19 protein-coding genes and 1 tRNA gene are annotated in these 15,896 nt (G+C 60.2%); 7 read left to right on the top strand and 13 right to left on the bottom strand.

Features of this window, described 5'->3' with window-relative positions:
- Positions 1–180 precede the first annotated feature (180 nt).
- From J5278_RS01675 to J5278_RS01615, 13 genes are all read right to left on the bottom strand, one after another.
- Positions 181–2,004 carry a hypothetical protein gene (locus J5278_RS01675; protein WP_209185391.1) on the bottom strand — a complete coding sequence of 608 codons (1,824 nt, stop codon included), beginning with the start codon at positions 2,002–2,004 and terminating at the stop codon, positions 181–183.
- A complete protein-coding gene (locus tag J5278_RS01670; RefSeq protein ID WP_209185392.1) occupies positions 2,004–4,097 on the bottom strand; it encodes a transglycosylase SLT domain-containing protein in 2,094 nt (697 codons plus the stop codon). The genes J5278_RS01675 and J5278_RS01670 overlap by 1 nt, the downstream gene beginning before the upstream one ends.
- 268 nt (positions 4,098–4,365) lie before the next feature.
- Entirely contained in the window at positions 4,366–5,055 is a 690-nt protein-coding gene (locus tag J5278_RS01665) for a hypothetical protein (protein ID WP_209185393.1), read from the bottom strand.
- Complete coding sequence (locus J5278_RS01660) at positions 5,055–5,288, bottom strand: hypothetical protein (protein ID WP_209185394.1); 234 nt, start codon at positions 5,286–5,288, stop codon at positions 5,055–5,057. The genes J5278_RS01665 and J5278_RS01660 overlap by 1 nt, the downstream gene beginning before the upstream one ends.
- A gap of 93 nt (positions 5,289–5,381) precedes the next feature.
- Positions 5,382–5,663 (bottom strand): hypothetical protein, encoded by a 282-nt coding sequence (locus J5278_RS01655; RefSeq protein WP_209185395.1) that lies wholly within the window; start codon positions 5,661–5,663, stop codon positions 5,382–5,384.
- A gap of 198 nt (positions 5,664–5,861) precedes the next feature.
- Positions 5,862–6,362, bottom strand: a complete 501-nt coding sequence (locus tag J5278_RS01650; protein WP_209185396.1) for a hypothetical protein — start codon at positions 6,360–6,362, stop codon at positions 5,862–5,864.
- A complete protein-coding gene (locus J5278_RS01645) occupies positions 6,362–6,544 on the bottom strand; it encodes a hypothetical protein (protein ID WP_209185397.1) in 183 nt (60 codons plus the stop codon). Before J5278_RS01645 ends, J5278_RS01650 begins: the two co-directional genes overlap by 1 nt.
- Positions 6,541–6,843, bottom strand: a complete 303-nt coding sequence (locus J5278_RS01640) for a hypothetical protein (RefSeq protein ID WP_209185398.1) — start codon at positions 6,841–6,843, stop codon at positions 6,541–6,543. Before J5278_RS01640 ends, J5278_RS01645 begins: the two co-directional genes overlap by 4 nt.
- Positions 6,840–7,049, bottom strand: a complete 210-nt coding sequence (locus J5278_RS01635) for a hypothetical protein (RefSeq protein WP_209185399.1) — start codon at positions 7,047–7,049, stop codon at positions 6,840–6,842. The genes J5278_RS01640 and J5278_RS01635 overlap by 4 nt, the downstream gene beginning before the upstream one ends.
- Before the next feature lie 15 nt (positions 7,050–7,064).
- Positions 7,065–7,250 carry a helix-turn-helix domain-containing protein gene (locus J5278_RS01630; RefSeq protein WP_209185400.1) on the bottom strand — a complete coding sequence of 62 codons (186 nt, stop codon included), beginning with the start codon at positions 7,248–7,250 and terminating at the stop codon, positions 7,065–7,067.
- Positions 7,251–7,529: 279 nt separating this feature from the next.
- Positions 7,530–8,375 (bottom strand): hypothetical protein, encoded by an 846-nt coding sequence (locus tag J5278_RS01625; RefSeq protein ID WP_209185401.1) that lies wholly within the window; start codon positions 8,373–8,375, stop codon positions 7,530–7,532.
- Between the two features lie 92 nt (positions 8,376–8,467).
- Positions 8,468–9,667: a site-specific integrase gene (locus J5278_RS01620; protein WP_209185402.1), complete on the bottom strand. Its 1,200-nt coding sequence runs from the start codon at positions 9,665–9,667 to the stop codon at positions 8,468–8,470.
- A gap of 137 nt (positions 9,668–9,804) precedes the next feature.
- A tRNA-Ser gene (locus tag J5278_RS01615) sits at positions 9,805–9,894 on the bottom strand.
- Positions 9,895–10,187: 293 nt separating this feature from the next.
- On the opposite strand from J5278_RS01615, the gene rplU reads away from it, so the two are divergent.
- The 7 genes from rplU (at position 10,188) to J5278_RS01580 (ending at position 15,885) form a co-directional block, all read left to right on the top strand.
- Entirely contained in the window at positions 10,188–10,505 is a 318-nt protein-coding gene (gene rplU / locus J5278_RS01610; RefSeq protein ID WP_111222079.1) for a 50S ribosomal protein L21, read from the top strand.
- A 30-nt stretch (positions 10,506–10,535) separates the two neighbouring features.
- Positions 10,536–10,805 carry a 50S ribosomal protein L27 gene (rpmA, locus tag J5278_RS01605; RefSeq protein WP_142824524.1) on the top strand — a complete coding sequence of 90 codons (270 nt, stop codon included), beginning with the start codon at positions 10,536–10,538 and terminating at the stop codon, positions 10,803–10,805.
- Between the two features lie 124 nt (positions 10,806–10,929).
- Positions 10,930–11,565, top strand: coding sequence for a GNAT family N-acetyltransferase (locus tag J5278_RS01600; RefSeq protein WP_111222081.1), 636 nt, complete (start codon positions 10,930–10,932; stop codon positions 11,563–11,565).
- Positions 11,562–12,158, top strand: coding sequence for a GNAT family N-acetyltransferase (locus tag J5278_RS01595; protein WP_209185403.1), 597 nt, complete (start codon positions 11,562–11,564; stop codon positions 12,156–12,158). The genes J5278_RS01600 and J5278_RS01595 overlap by 4 nt, the downstream gene beginning before the upstream one ends.
- 193 nt (positions 12,159–12,351) lie before the next feature.
- Entirely contained in the window at positions 12,352–13,446 is a 1,095-nt protein-coding gene (gene obgE / locus J5278_RS01590) for a GTPase ObgE (RefSeq protein WP_209185404.1), read from the top strand.
- A complete protein-coding gene (proB, locus tag J5278_RS01585) occupies positions 13,443–14,609 on the top strand; it encodes a glutamate 5-kinase (RefSeq protein ID WP_209185405.1) in 1,167 nt (388 codons plus the stop codon). Before obgE ends, proB begins: the two co-directional genes overlap by 4 nt.
- Positions 14,602–15,885, top strand: a complete 1,284-nt coding sequence (locus J5278_RS01580) for a glutamate-5-semialdehyde dehydrogenase (RefSeq protein ID WP_209185406.1) — start codon at positions 14,602–14,604, stop codon at positions 15,883–15,885. Before proB ends, J5278_RS01580 begins: the two co-directional genes overlap by 8 nt.
- Positions 15,886–15,896: the final 11 nt, after the last annotated feature.

Here is a 15,896-nt window from a genome sequence, read left to right as displayed (position 1 = left end):
GGTATGAGTGCTCCGATCATCAACCATGACCCAGACGAGCGGCCGCGACGAAAGCCATTCGGCTGGATATGGTGGCCGGCACTGGCAATGCTGGCCTTCCTTTGGTTTGGCCAATGGTATCTCGATGGGTTCCATTGGGGAGAGGTCGGGCTCGGCTTCATGAGCGGCGCGTTCCTTGCCCTATGGTGCGTTGACATGACCGTCTCTGCGGGGCGTCACCGTAACCTCTAGCGGCGGCCGTGGGTCTTGACCCAGGATGCGCGGGATAGCGTTGGCGTCGATCTGGCTTATCGCACTGATGAGGCTTGCTCTGGTCTCTGCCGACAGGTTTCCGGTGAGTAGCTGGTTCCGGAGGTACGCCTGTCCGCCCTCTGACATCATCATGCGTCCGACGATTTTCGGGATTGCTGCTCCAGCGACAGCACCGCCTACCCCCATGGCCGCCCCGCCGGCTGTCGTCCCGGCAATACCGCCCAAAGCTCCGAGAAAGGTGGCTCCAAGGTTCTGGGCGTTGAGCCGGCCTGCGGTGCCGGAGTTCGGCAGGGGCTTCATCACGCCCTCGCCGGCTCGCGCCAATTCTGCGAATTCGCCTTGGCCGCGCGCATACTGCCGACGGCCCTGGCTGGCTATCGTGGCGTTTCGCAATGACGATGGAGATATGAGCCCCTGTGCGGCGTTCTCACCGGCACCGGTGGCTGCCTTTTTTACAACGAGCAAATTTCGGTAGGTGTTTCGAGCGTCACGGAACACGCCCAAGTCATTGGGGTTCGTTGCCGCGATGCTACGCTCCATTCCATCGTCGAGTGCATCGCGCATGCCGTTCAATGCTTGGCCGAGCTGCGGGTCGGCTGTGCCGCGGGCCGCGCGGGCTAAGCGGGAGCGAAGCGCCTGGTATGTCGCCCCGTCGAGCGTTCCGCCGTTGGTCAGGGCATTGTTGATATCGCGCATGGTGTTCGCGACGATTGGAGCACGCTGGCTGGGTGGGGTGAGCTGCATATACTCCCGCCAATTATCGACGAAGTCCGTAGAAAGCTGGCGGTCGGGCACAAGGGTGTTCGCCGCGGTGACCTGGTTGAATTGGTTGCTGTTCTGGGTGAAGGCGTGATCAACGACGTCGGGGGTCGCCCGATCGGCATTGACGCCAACGCGACGGAGAATGGCAGAGGTGAATTGCTCACCCTGATTGTTCATGGCGTCTTCGGCTTGCTGGCCGCCGATCTCGCTTTCTGCATATCGAAGGCCGCGACTGCCGGTCGCCTGTCCCGCGGTGACGCGAACACCCTCGTTGCCAAGCTGGTCAACGAGCGCCTGGCGCTCCGGGTTGATCGTGAAGGGGGAGACGGCCCGCCGAACGGAATTGACCACTCCTGAAACGGCCAATGGCAGCGCCGTTCCCAGAGCCCCGCCAATTTCAGCCCCGGTCATAGCTCCGTGTAGACGGTTTTCGGTGCCTTCACCTTGCCCGAAACCTTGGACGCCGCCTGCGATACCCCCGTCAATGGCAGATGCCAGCGTCGTCCTGCCGATCCCAGCTCCAGCTTCTGCAGCTCTCGCTGTGAGGCTCAGACCCGCTCGAGCCATTCCGGTTCCGGCACCGACGGCACCGGCCACGTTGCCAGCAATATTCGAGACAGGGTGCGCGGCCGCTACGGCCTTATCGCTGGTTCGACCATCCGCAAGAGCTTGGTCATATGTCTTTGGATCACGCCAGGGCAGATGACTGCCGGCCGCGTCAACAGCAGCGCCGATTTCATCACCAAATCCGAATGTGACCGCGTTGACAATGCCACGCCCAAAGGCGTCGATCGATCCTGCGATACCGGGCTCTCCTGCGGCTGACGGCGGCGACGCTGGCGACGGCTGCGATGAGAAGCCGATCTTCTCGTTGAACTGTTCCGCCGGCATGTCGGAATAGAACTTCTGGTGAAGGGCGTTCGCGAGGTCGCCGTCCGACATGTCGTTGTACTGCGGGTATTGCTGGCGGATATCTTCAATGGTTGGCATCAACGTATTCCCAATGGGTCTGGAGCAGCAGGGGCGTCGGAGGCTGCGGGCGTTGAGGCATGACCGGCACCGGCCGCCTTCTGACGGGCTCGTGCAAGGCCTTGAGTGACGATGCCCCGGAGTTCCTGCAGAGCATCCTTGTAATCCTTTTCGCTCTGCGCCGTATTCAACCGGCCCATAGCCTTCGTTGCCTTGTCGCCCTCGACCTCCGTTATCGAGCCGCCGCCTTTGAGGGAGTTGAAGGCTTGCAAGAACTGCTGGCCACCGATCTGGTCCATCTTCGCCTGAACCCGAGCGGCGTCTGCGCTGAAACTGGGGAGACGACTGTTTATGGGACCCACCATGCTCGGCAGATATTTGTCGTTCGCCAAGCTGTCGATAGTCGATAGCATCTGGCTTGCTGCACCTTCCGCCTGCGGCAGCGACGCGGCGGCATCACCGCTAGCCTTGCCAAGTTCAGTGCCGAGAGCCTTGTCGCGGGATTCTTGCTGGTTCTGCTTCGGAACGCGCGAAATCTCCTGTCCACCGGGGCCGACGGTAACGAGTTCGGTGCCCGTGTCGATCGTGCGCGTCGGAGGCGCGGCAGTCGCACCAGGGCCGAAATCCAGATCCTTTGCATTCCCGTCCTTGGCAAGCTGGCGATAGTGAAGCTGACCCTGAGCATCGTAGTAGGGGACTGTCGTACCGAAGAACTCTTTTCCGTCGCCACCAGCACCGGCGGGCGGCAAAATCCATTGCCCAGAGTCTGTGTCGTAGAACGCGCCCTTGCCGTTGCTCTGGAGTTCCTTTTTGCGGCTCTGGAAGTTGCCTAGTGTCTCGACCTGGCCGTTCTGCTTATTCGCCCGAGCGAGGGTGCCGTCGTCAAGCTTGACGAAATCCCAAGGGGAGTCGCCGGCTTTGCCCAGAACTTGCTGCCAGAGCTGAAGGCCGAAAGCGCGGGTGTTGGGGTCGCGAACCATCGCTGCAATCTGATCGTTGCTGATGTTCTGGCGGCTTACAGGCTGTGCTGCGGCAAGGATGTTGGAAGATGATCGGCGGTCTTGAGCCACCTGCTGCGGCGCTTGGACGGCTCCCGCAGGCATGGGTGCATTCCCATCACCAATAGGAGGCTGCGCCGTCTCAGGCTGGGCGTTTGGCTGCTGATAGGCGGTCGTGATGGCCGGATCCTGATAGCCTCGCAATCCGGGTGTGCCGATAGTGGCCTCTGATGTTGGATATGGGGTAGCCGCCGGCGCTGGACCTCGCATATGATCAAGGCGAGCCTGATCTTCTGGTGCGAGCGATCCTTCCGGTGCAAGCGTATTCCCTCTTCCAAGGGCAGTCCCTTGGCTTGGGGCCTGCTGCTGAATAGCCTGAGCGGCGGGAGATGGCGACGATCCGCCGTAATATCCCATGATCTTCTGAGCCGCCGCTTCGGGGCTGCTGTTCGGGTCAACTCCGTTCACAGCCAAATTTTGAGCGGAGACGCCCTTGCCAGAGAGAAGGTTGATTGCGCCTTGCGCGCCCTGCTGATGAGCAAGCGCTAGCTCGCCATCGGTCGGAGGGCGACCGAGAGCCTGCGTCAGCGTGTTGCGGTTGTCGTTGGTCAGAGCAACGAGCGCCTTGATATTAGCGACAGGATCGCCTCGCATATCGCCCTGATCGCTGATCAGTCCATACTTGGCACCGGTACCCTTTGTGAACTGAGCAAGCCCCTTCGCTCCTGTCGGCGATACAGCCGATGGATTGAACGAACTTTCCTTGCCGATCAGGTTCGTTGCGTATGCCTGCATCTCTGGTGGCACATTCGACGCAATAAGCGCCTGAATACCGCCAGGTGCAGTCGATGCCATCTGCTGCTGTGCGGCCGGCGCTGGTATGGCGGCAGCCGGCGACGCAGCCTGTTGCCCCAACAGGCGGCCAAGGAAGCCCGGCTGAGGCGGCGGCGTAGGCCGACCGGTGATGGCTGGAATAACGTTTTGCTCGATTGATTTGTTCTGGGAGGCCTGATCGATAGCGTCGCCAGCGGCCTTGGTGAGGTTGTCGAGCCAGGATGTGTTTACCTGCGGAAGCGGATCGAGCGGGATGACAAGGCTTTTGAGATTGGCGACCATTTGGTTCAGCCTCCAAGGCGGGGGGTTGCGGCGGATAGCATGGGATTAGTGGCGAGCTGGTTCGTCGGCACTTGGCCTATCAACCGCTGGAGGAACCCGGCCGGGGCTGCCGGAGCCGGCGGAAATCCGCTGGAACTGGGAGCCGGTGGAAATGCCCCGTTTGATTGCGTCGACTGCGCGAGCCCATTGGTAAGCTGACCGAGCCAGGACGTATCGACCTGGGGGATGGAAAGAGCGGGTGCCGCCGCAGCGGTGAATTTTGCCACCATCAGAACAATCCTCCGGTGGCGGGCTTGAGCGCGAGACTGCCGACGCCACCGATCAGCTTGCCCAGGAAGCTGCTCTTGTTTGCGTCCTGCTGATCTTGAATGCCGGCGGTCTGGGTGTTGATTCCGATCTGACCCTGCGTCACGGTGTTTTCGAGGTTCAGCCGATTGTCGGCTCCGTTCGAATACGTGGTGGCGAGTTGCGCGTCCCCCGCCTGCTGGCCGCCGGCAGCGGTAAGGCCTTCGCCCTGCAGACTGCTGAGCCGATCGAGCCAAGAGCCGTATTCCTGATCGGCCGTCCCTTGCCCGAACTTCGTCAAGGCGGTGAGAGTGTTGCCGCTGTTCAGCATGCCGGCCGCCGACGCACCTCGGAGCGCCGCCGTCGTCCCTTGGTCCATAGCGAAGTCATAGCCCGGAGAAGTGTGGAAAGCCGCCGTCGCCGCTGCGTTGCCGGCGTCGCCGTTAAGGCCAAGGGCATCGGTGTACGTCCCGAGCGCCTTTGTGCCGGCGTCGGCATATGGCTGATAGCCGGCGATGCCTGCGTTTATGGCATCAGTTGATTTTTGCTCGCCGGTATCGATGATCGAGTTGCCGGTTGCGTCGAAGCCGTTCAAAAGCCCGGTGTTGGTCTTCAAGGCTTTGAGTGTGTTCGAGCCGACGTCGCCACCGGTTAGGCTGCTGAGAAATCCCATCAGTGCGCTCCCATCGAAATATCGCCTGGGCGGAAAAGGCCGGAGAACTGCCGGCCGGATGCCTTCAGCTTCTCGGCGGCGGCCTGAAGAACGTATTCGTTTGCTGTCATGCCGGCCCTGTTGGCGGCATCGAACAGATTATCCCTGAACGTTTCGGTCACGTTCGCGCCACGGAGAGCGACGGGAACGCGACGCTCGCGGGCTGTCGTTGAGGTTGCGGCTTGTGCGGTCATCGCTCTGCTCCTTAATTTGGTGCCCAGTATCGCACCGTGTGCTGCCTTGATCACCCCGGCACGTTAGGCACTGGTTCGCATCCGTTGACAAAATCAGGGCTCAAACCCTGTGAAATCAAAGATGCGGGTCACTTGAGGACAGGCGCGGTCTCCTGCTCTCAAAAGTTCCAGCGCGTCAAAATCACCGTGGCGGATCATGACTAAGGCAGGGCCGGAGATTTCCCACGGGGCGTTGGGAGTGGACTGGTGTCCAATTCGATAGTCCAGGCACCAGCGCTTCACTGTTCGAGCGTCTCGTCCAGACAGCTGTTCTGCTCGTTTCATTCCAACGATATCCGTTGGCTTCATGAGGATAGGCCATGGCTTGTCGCTCATACTGCCCCCTCGTATTTTTCTTTCCTCCTAAGCCCCTCTTTGCTCGTCGAGTCGTTTCGGCTTTTGATCGATGACGGTCTAAAAGTCTCTTTTTCTGTTTCTGTTTCTGTTTGTGTCTCCATCTCGGTCTCTGTCTCAGGTCTCTGTCTCTGTGTATCAATACCGGTATCCTGAGGGGTTCCTATACGGGTCAGTTGGTCAGCTTCCAAAAGCTCGCCCTCCGACGCTTGAGTTGCGTACGAGGGCAGTGTCGCCCAGTCTGCTGACAGTTCCGCCGGCTCTGGATGTCCTTGTGGCGAATGCCTCCTCGAACGCCTCTTTTGATTTTGAAAAGTCCTCATAGGCGGCGTTTTGGATCAACTCACTGCTGATCAGGAGGATGAGCCGCTCGGTCCCGGCGGCGTGCTTCGGGTTGCATATCGGGTTTTCATTGTACCAACCGGACACGTAGACTTCGGCCGTTTCTTCATCGAAGAGGATCAAGCCGGTATCCGCAACTGCCTTCCTGGCAGCTTCATATTCGGAAGGGTCACATTTCAAGTCGGTTGCCGCGTAGCCGTCAGGAATACGATAGCAACCGGCAGACGTCTGGTGTTTCCCGCCCATCAAATAGAGGTAAACGCATCTACTTTCCCACCCGAGAGACAGGAAGCGGGCATCGTCGAAGATGGCCGGGTTGAGCTTTGTGAAGTCACGCATCAGCCGAAGGCCCTCCGCGCCGTCCGGTATTTCTGCGCCAGCGCGCAGGCGTCACACGCTTCCTTGCTCGAAAGCGAAAATCGCTCACGAATGGTGGGAACCGCCATTGCTGGCGGCTCCTTCTGATCGGCAAGCCATTGAGCGGCTTCCACAGTGCGGGGGGTTGCTTCCTCCGACGTCATGCGGCAGCACTCCGACGGTCGCTGTCATCGAGTAGCTGGACCTGAGAACGAAGCACATATCGGGCATGCGAGCCGGCGAAGGGGCCGCCGTGCTTTTCGTCGATGGTTTCGATAACAAAACCGGCTCTCCGCAACTTCCATGTGTAGTGTGACCACCTTGGCGCGGGGTTATCGATCGGGGTGCAGCCATTGGAGCCGGCGTTCACGAGATTGCGCAGTGCCCAAGCGTCCCGGCCTATCACCTTGACTGTTGCGCCGTCGGGAAGGATGCGGGCGGTGATGGTGAGTTTCTGCGTCATGCTACACCTCCAAGACCGGAGGCGCGGCAGATGATCTGAGCATGCCAGATCGAAACCGAGAACCGTCTCATCACGGTACGGATAGCAAGCGTTTCCGATTGAACTTCGTTGTGATTTTCGATAGGCTTCTGAACATCAAGTCCGCCAAGACCTGTGACATTCAAAGCCCTGCCACATCCAGCTGTGGCGGGGTTTTTCTTTTCCATGATTGTCACCCCCCATCAAGCCGCGGTTCTAAGAACTGGGAGCGACAGCACGTAGTCGTCGATCGAAGCGGTAAGCAGGAGTGTTTTCCGTCCGAGTTTCCGGCCTGAAATCTTGTCCGTCTTGACGAGTTCGTAGAGCTTGGTCTTGCCAATGCCGCAGTAGGCAGTGGCTTCGTCGACAGTCATCGATAGCTTGGTCATTGATGGGTCCAAACCGGAAGACCGTCCGGTGGCGCAAACCTCAGCAAGTCCGCTGGAGTTCGCCGCCCATTATTCACATAAACGGCTATCCGTCTTGGTGCGTATGTGACTGCAATATCTGCAATATTTAGGTTTGAATCGCTCCCCCTCTGAACCGATCTTTTGGTTCAGAGGCCATTGCGTCTGAACCTTTTAGGAACGACTTTCGGGTTCGTCTCGGTTCACTCCTGCTCTCGTCGGCTAGCTTGGTAGCGCTCGGCGGACGCATGCATCTCTTTGTCACCATAGCGTTCGTGTTGTATCAGCATTGAAAGAGCGCGCGATCGATCCTTTGTTTTGACTTCCGCGACATGCGAGGCTGCAGCGTCCGCAAAAGCTTGGTGTCGAGAGACGGTAATGTCCATCAGGGTCGCCTTCCGACTCTCTTAGCCGCTTCTCCCATGTCCTCAACGTTTCGAGGCTCACTCCAAACGCTTTCGCGACCTCATTCCATGCATCACCGGCGCTCATAAGGCCAGTTTTTCGGCGAAACCTCGCAAAAGTCACAGCTCTCAACTGCTCACGCTGTTCTGTAAAGCTAACCTTTCGACCGGAACGCTTTGGTTCGAGGATCGGCATCACCTCGCCATATTCAAGGGCGCGCAATGCATCCGCAAGCTCTTCGGCGATATCACCGGGGAATGAGTTATTCATCACACTCAGAATGTTGGCCATAGCACGCCGCTTGTCCTCGACGCTGACTGTTCTCTCGTGTCGATGGTATTCGACTGCAGCTATTTCATGCCTATGATCATCAACCTCGCGCTTTGCTTCCTGATAAGCGGGGAGACTGCGGCTTGTTGGGTTGCCACGTGGAAGAAATTGTTTGCGATGGATTGCTAGGCCAAGCTGGTGATCGATGGCCCAGCTAGCAAGTTCTTTGATTACTCCGCCCAATTTATAAAGCGCATCGAATGCAAAATTATCCTTCCCGGCGGCGTTTGCGTCTGAATCGGGGTTGGTCAGATCACGTAATTTGACAAGTTGACCGATCATATTTTGAGCGTGCTCACTGATCTCGCCGACCTCGTGCCGGTAGTTTCGTTTCTTGGTCAAATAAGGGTCGTTAGAATTGTCAGAAGACATCGCGCACCTTTGCGAAGCACCATATGACCGCAGGGAAACCGGTGGTGCAAACCGGCTTGTCGGGTGCCCCCTATCCCCGCAGATACTGATATCTATGCTGCCGGAAAGCTGAGGACGTTCCCGGCCTTCTTCGTTGCCGTCAGATATTTGTCCCAAGCGTCCATCAGCTTACGGCGCTTGGCCAGTGCATCACTTCGACGGTAAGCCCGCTCTGTCTCGTCCCCGACGGCGTGAGCTAGGGCCGCCTCGGCAATCTCGCGGGGGAAGGTCGTCGCATCTCCGCACCAATCTCGAAAGCCTGATCGGAAGCCGTGGACGGTGAATGCATCGAACTTCATACGGCGCATCAGCATCGTCATGGCAAGATTGGAAAGCGAGCTGTCTTTCTTTTGGCCCGGAAAAACATAGCCGTTGCGGCGGCATTCAAGCATCAAATTGAGAATATCCATCGCCCGGGGGGAGAGCGGAACCCGGTGCTCGACGCCCATCTTCATACGCTCGGCAGGGACAGTCCAGACCTTCGCGGCCAGGTCGATCTCATCCCACTTGGCTCCTATGACTTCACCCGTTCGCGAAGCCGTCAGGATCAGGAATTCCAGGGCATGCGCGGAGCAGGCGTCCGACGCTCGAAGAGAAGCGGAGAAGGCCGGCAATCCCTCATACCCCATTGCGGCATGATGGCCACGTTGAAGTTTTTGCCTTGGCGGCAGGATACTGCTCAGGTGCCCGCGCCACAACGCCGGGTTTTCTCCAAAACGCCATCCCTTGGCTTTGGCAAAGTCCAGAACGCGTTCGACCCGACCCCGAACGCGAGAGGCGGTTTCGTTCTTGGTCGCCCAAATCGGCTGAAGGGATTTCAGGACATCATCAGCGCCTACGGTGGAAACCTTCTTGCCGCTCATTCCCTTGCAGTAGGTTTCAAGCGTGTTCCGCCACTGCTGTCGGTGCTTCTCATTTTTCCAATGGCCCTCATTCGAGGCGAGAAACTGTTCCACGCATTCGGCAAACGTCGGCTCTGCCTCTTTTGCCTTCTCGGCAATAGGATCTCTGCCTTCGGCAACGGCCTGCCGCGCGTCGATGGCTTTACCGCGAGCTTTGGAGAGGGAAATTTCTGGATAAGCGCCCATGCCCATTTCACGGCGTTTGGCATCCTTGGTCCACATAAATACCCAAGATTTTGTCCCGGTCGGCCCCACGTTGAGGTAAAGCCCGCCGCCGTCACTAAGTCGCCCCGGGCTGAGCTTGCCGGATTTGATCTGAGTGTCAGAAAGCTTTTGAGTTACCCGAGCCATTCGTCCCTACTTCCATCCCCACTTGAAGACGCGGTTAACCGCGAACAACTGCGAACGACAATATCACGTAGAGGGGCGAAAGGCTATATTCCGCGGGGGATTTGCGAACGGTGGCGAACGCACCAGATATGGGAGTATGGCGGAGAGGGTGGGATTTGAACCCACGGTGCCCTTGCAGGCACGCCGCATTTCGAGTGCGGTACATTCAACCACTCTGCCACCTCTCCGCGGAACCGGTTGACGCTGTGAAGCGCGCCGTCCTCATACCGATAGAAAGTCCGGATGGCAAGGGTGAAAGTCGAAGCTTTTCACCCTTTTGCCTTGACACAATTTGACCCCTCGCGTATGTGCCCGATCCAATAGGTGCGGAGAAGTCCGCTCCCTTTGCGCTTCCGCGTTCCGCGCAAGCATCACCGGCAGGCCGGTTCGGGCACAAGGCCCGCCTCGCCTGCTCAATGTCGACTGATAAAAAGACGGCCCCCAAAGCGGGAGAGCCGGAACGAACATGAAAGGATAACCAATGTTCGCAGTCATCAAGACCGGCGGTAAGCAGTACCGTGTGGCAGCAAACGACGTGCTGACCATCGAGAAGCTCGACGTCATCGCCGGCGATATCGTAGAATTTAACGAAGTCCTGATGATCGGCGTCGGCGCCGACGCTTCTATTGGCGCACCCTTCGTTGTCGGCGCAACCGTCAAGGCTGAGGTTGTCGAACACAACCGCGCCCGGAAGGTCATCGCCTTCAAGAAGCGTCGTCGTCAGAATTCCAAGCGTTCGCGCGGTCATCGTCAGCACCACACGGTTGTCCGCATCACCGACATCGTCGCTGCCGTTTAAGATCACGGACAGGTTTAAAGGAGAAATCCCATGGCACATAAAAAAGCAGGCGGTTCGTCGCGCAACGGTCGTGATTCCGAATCCAAGCGTCTCGGCGTGAAGAAGTTCGGCGGCGAAGCTGTGATTGCAGGCAACATCATTCTGCGCCAGCGTGGCACGCAGTGGCATCCGGGCGCCAATGTCGGCCTCGGCAAGGACCACACGATCTTCGCGCTCACTCCCGGTAACGTCGCCTATCGCACCAAGGCCAATGGCCGCGTGTACGTATCCGTAATGCCGAAAGCCGAAGCAGCAGAATAAAGCCGGAAGCGTTTAAGCAGCCGGCGTCTCATCGACCCGGCTGACCGCATCAGGTTCAGTCTTTGAAAACGGGGAGATGGGGCGCCATCTCCCTTTTTTCTTTTCCCCCAAGGAGGACTGAACGATGCAAAGCGAATTGTTAAGGGAGGACCAATCGCGGTCGCCCGAAGACCGGTTGAGGCCGGAGAGGTTAAGACCCGATTGCCCCGTCTTGTTATCGGAGCGGCTCGTTCTGCGCGCCCCCCACAAAGACGACATCGAAGCTCTTGCCCATCTCGCCAATAACGCCAATGTCGCCACCATGGTCTCGCGCATGCCGCACCCGTATACGACCCGGGACGCCGCCGATTTTGTGCGCCGCACGACGTCTGGCGAGATTGGCAAGTGCCTCTATGCGATTACCAAAATGGAAAACGGCGCCTTTCTCGGCTGCTGCGGCATAGAACCGGGCCAGGATCCGACGACTGTCGAAATCGGCTACTGGCTGGGCGAGCCCTACTGGAACCAGGGCTTCATGACGGAGGCGGCTCACGCGCTGATCGACATGGTGTTCCGCACGCGGCCTGAGGTCGACCAGATCGATGCCCGCTGCCGGGTCACCAACGTCGCCTCGCGCCGGGTGATCCACAAGTGCGGGTTCCAGTTCCAGGGCGCCGGGCTGGCAGCGTCCCTGGCGCTTGGCAGCACGGTCTCCGTCGAATGGTTCCGACTGGATCGCCGCACCTGGATGTCGTTGCGCAGCTGGGGGGCACTGAGATGAACGCCGCTGTCCTCTCGCGCCGGTCGCGGCAGATCGCGGCACCCGGCCCGGAACCGGTTATCCGCACCGCCCGGCTGACACTGCGTCCGCATCGCCTTGGCGACGCGGACGCGATCACGGGATCCCTGTCGGATTTCGCGGTCACCCGCATGCTGGCGCGCGTGCCGGTTCCCTACCACCGGCAGGACGCGCTCGACTGGCTGGTGCCGCGGGCCTCCGGCCTGCTTGGCGACTGGGCGCTCGCCATCACCGAGGGCGATGACGATGTCCATATCGGCACCGTCGGCATCGAACTGCGCCACGACCGCTGGCACGTCGGCTACTGGCTGAACCGCTACTACTGGCGGCGTGGGTTCATGGGCGAAGCGGTGGCAGCGGCGCTGGAACGCTTCAGCCGGCGGATGCCAGGCGAAAACATCCATTCCGGTGTTTTCGTCGACAATCCGGCGTCGCTGAAGCTGCAGGAGAAACTCGGCTTCCGCATTACCGGTTGCGCGGAAGTCTTCAGCTTTGCCCGCAGCACCATGGTTCCGCATGTCGAAACCCTGCTGTTGCCGGGCGATCTGCGCACCAGCGCCAGTGCCAGTGCCTGAGGCAGACAAAGCTGACATAGACAAAACCGTCGCCGGTTCGCCGGCGGCGGCTTCTTATAGACCAGACAGCAAGACCCCCGCAGGCGACTATGCTATAGCTGCTGCAGATGACGATAATCTTTGACCTCCGGCAGAACCGCCTATATCGAAGGCGGCATGACGGGCGCAAACTGACCGAATAGCGAAGAATACGATGAAATTTCTTGACGAAGCAAAAGTCTACATCCGCTCCGGCGACGGCGGTGGCGGCAGCGTCTCATTCCGCCGGGAAAAATTCATCGAGTTCGGCGGCCCCGACGGCGGCGACGGCGGACGCGGTGGCGACGTCTGGGTCGAGGCGGTCAACGGCTTGAATACGCTGATCGATTTTCGTTTCCAGCAGCATTTCAAGGCGCAGATCGGTACCCATGGCATGGGCCGCAACCGCACCGGCGCAAACGGCGAACACGTCACGCTGAAGGTGCCTGTCGGCACCCAGGTCTTCGAGGAAGACGCCGAGACGATGATCTGCGACCTGACCTTCGAAGGCCAGCGCTTCCGCATTGCCGCCGGCGGTAACGGCGGCTTCGGCAATGCCCATTTCAAATCCTCTACCAACCAGTCGCCGGATTGGGCCAATCCTGGTCTCGAGGGCGAGGAAAAGACCATCTGGCTGCGGCTGAAGCTGATCGCCGATGCAGGCCTCGTCGGCATGCCGAATGCCGGCAAGTCGACCTTCCTCGGCGCAGTTACGCGTGCCCGCCCGAAGATTGCCAATTACCCCTTCACCACGCTGCATCCCAACCTCGGTGTCGCAACCGTCGATGGCACGGAATTCATTCTGGCCGACATTCCGGGCCTGATCGAAGGTGCCCATGAGGGCGTCGGTATCGGCGACCGTTTCCTCGGCCATGTCGAGCGCACCCGAGTGCTGCTGCATCTGGTTTCCGCCCAGGAAGAAAAGGTCGGCAAGGCCTACAAGACCGTCCGCCACGAGCTCGAAGCCTATGATGAGGCGCTGGGCGAAAAGCTGGAAATCGTCGCCCTGTCGCAGGTCGACATTCTCGACGATGCGGAACTAAAGAGAAAAACGAAGGAGCTCGCCCGCGCCTGCGGTCACACGCCATACCAGATTTCGGCGATCACCGGCAAAGGCATGACGGACCTTTTGCGCGCGCTGCGCGACATCATCGCTATCGGCGAAACAGAAGACAAGCCGATGAAGGCGCTGAAAAACCGCCACAGGGATACAGTCGACCTGGTCGCGGATGAAGCCAACGAAAGCGGGGACGAGGAGCGCGAGGGATGACAGCCCGACAGCCGCTCGACCGCTACCGGCGCATCGTCATCAAGATCGGCTCGGCGCTGCTGGTCGACCGCGGCACCGGGTTGAAGAAGGCTTGGCTCGATGCGATCTGCGCCGATATCGCCGCGCTGAAAGCAAAGGGCGTCGATGTCCTTGTTGTCTCCTCGGGAGCCATCGCGCTCGGCCGCTCCGTGCTCGACCTTGCCAGCGGCGCCCTGAAGCTCGAGGAGAGCCAGGCGGCTGCGGCGGTCGGCCAGATTGCGCTCGCCCGCGCCTGGTCGGAAAGCCTTTCCCGTGACGACATCGTTGCCGGCCAGATCCTGCTGACGCTTGGCGACACCGAGGAGCGACGCCGCTATCTCAACGCCCGCGCCACCATCAGCCAGCTCCTGAAACTCGGCGCGGTACCGATCATCAATGAGAACGACACGGTCGCCACCAGCGAAATCCGCTATGGCGACAACGACCGGCTGGCAGCGCGCGTTGCCACCATGACCGGCGCAGACCTGCTGATCCTGTTGTCAGATATCGACGGCCTCTACACCGCCCCGCCGCACCTCGACCCAAATGCCCGGTTCCTCCACACGATTGCTGAAATCACGCCCGAAATCGAGGCGATGGCTGGCGGCGCTGCCTCGGAACTGTCACGCGGCGGCATGCGCACCAAGATCGATGCCGGCAAGATCGCCACCGGTGCCGGCTGCGCCATGATCATTGCATCCGGCAAGACGGACCGGCCTCTTTCCGCCATCGACCAAGGTGCCCGCTCCTCCTGGTTTGCGCCCTCTGGCACACCGGTCACGGCGCGCAAGACCTGGATTGCCGGGCAGCTGCAGCCGGCAGGCGAACTGCACGTCGATGCCGGCGCCGTCACCGCGCTCGGTGCAGGCAAGAGCTTGCTGCCTGCTGGCGTGCGCTCCGTGATCGGTCACTTCGGGCGCGGCGATACAGTCGCCGTCATCGGTCCCGCCGGCCGCGAGATCGGCCGTGGCCTTGCCGGCTACGATGCCGAAGAGGCACGGCAGATTACCGGCCGCAAGTCGGCGGAGATCGAGGCCATTCTCGGCTATGCCGGCCGCGCCGCCATGGTTCACCGCGACGATCTGGTAATGACGGCGTCGGGAACGCAAGGCACAGCAAGCCGAAAGGACGAGGCGCATGCTTGATCACGTAGCAGCCAGCCCTGATATCGACCGGCTGATGGATGAAATCGGTCGCCGGGCCCGCGCTGCGGCACGTCCGCTGTCGTTTGCCTCTGCTCAATCGAAAACCCGCGCCCTCAATGCCATGGCGGATGCCATTCTTTCAAAGCGGGACCACATATTGGCTGAGAATGCCAGGGATCTTGGCGACGTGGAAGGCACCGGCATGCTCGCATCGTCGATCGACAGGTTGACGCTGACCGAGGCACGCATCGACGCCATGGCCGACGGCATCCGCACGATTGCCGCACTGGCCGATCCGGTCGGCGAAGTCATTGCCGCCTGGGAACGCCCGAACGGGCTGCAGATCGAGCGCGTCCGCACGCCGCTCGGCGTCATCGGCGTCATCTTCGAAAGCCGCCCCAACGTTACCGCCGATGCTGGTGCACTCTGCCTGAAGGCCGGCAATGTCGCCATTCTGCGCTGCGGCAGCGATTCGCGCCGTTCCTCGCAGGCAATCCATGCCTGCCTCGTCGAGGGATTGAAGGCGGCAGGCTTGCCGCAATACGCGATCCAGCTTGTCCCGGTTACCGATCGGGCAGCCGTCGGCGCAATGCTGTCCGGGCTCGATGGAAATATCGACGTCATCGTCCCGCGCGGCGGCAAAAGCCTCGTGGCGCGGGTGCAAAGCGAGGCCCGCGTTCCGGTCTTTGCCCACCTCGAGGGTATCTGCCACATCTACATCGATGCGTCTGCGAAACTGGAAATGGCAAAGCAGATTGTCGTCAACGCCAAGATGCGCCGTACTGGCGTGTGTGGCGCGGCCGAGACACTGCTTGTCGACCGGGCGGCAGCGGCAACCCACCTCAAGCCGCTCGTCGACGCTCTTGCGGCGGCCGGCTGCGAAGTTCGCGGATCGGCCGACGTGCTTCATGCTATCCCCGCATTGAAGGCTGCCACCAAGGAGGATTGGTCGACGGAGTATCTCGATGCCATTATATCGATTGCTATGGTTGATGGCATCTCGGGCGCTATCGAACATATAGCCCGCTATTCATCCAATCACACCGAGGCTGTCATTGCTGAAGACCCCGAAGTGGTGGGGCGCTTCTTCACGGAGGTGGATTCAGCAATCCTGCTGCACAACGCATCGACGCAATTTGCCGATGGCGGTGAGTTCGGCATGGGCGCGGAAATCGGCATTGCCACCGGAAAGATGCATGCGCGCGGACCTGTCGGCGTCGAACAACTGACGTCTTTCAAATACCGGGTGCGCGGCAGCGGACAGATACGGCCCTGATGTGACAGCAG

Origin of the sequence: Rhizobium sp. B21/90 (assembly GCF_019355815.1) — a bacterium.
GTDB lineage: Bacteria > Pseudomonadota > Alphaproteobacteria > Rhizobiales > Rhizobiaceae > Rhizobium > Rhizobium rhododendri.
The sequence above is the reverse complement of the archived record's forward strand: the minus strand, read 5'-3'. Positions and strand labels throughout refer to the sequence as shown.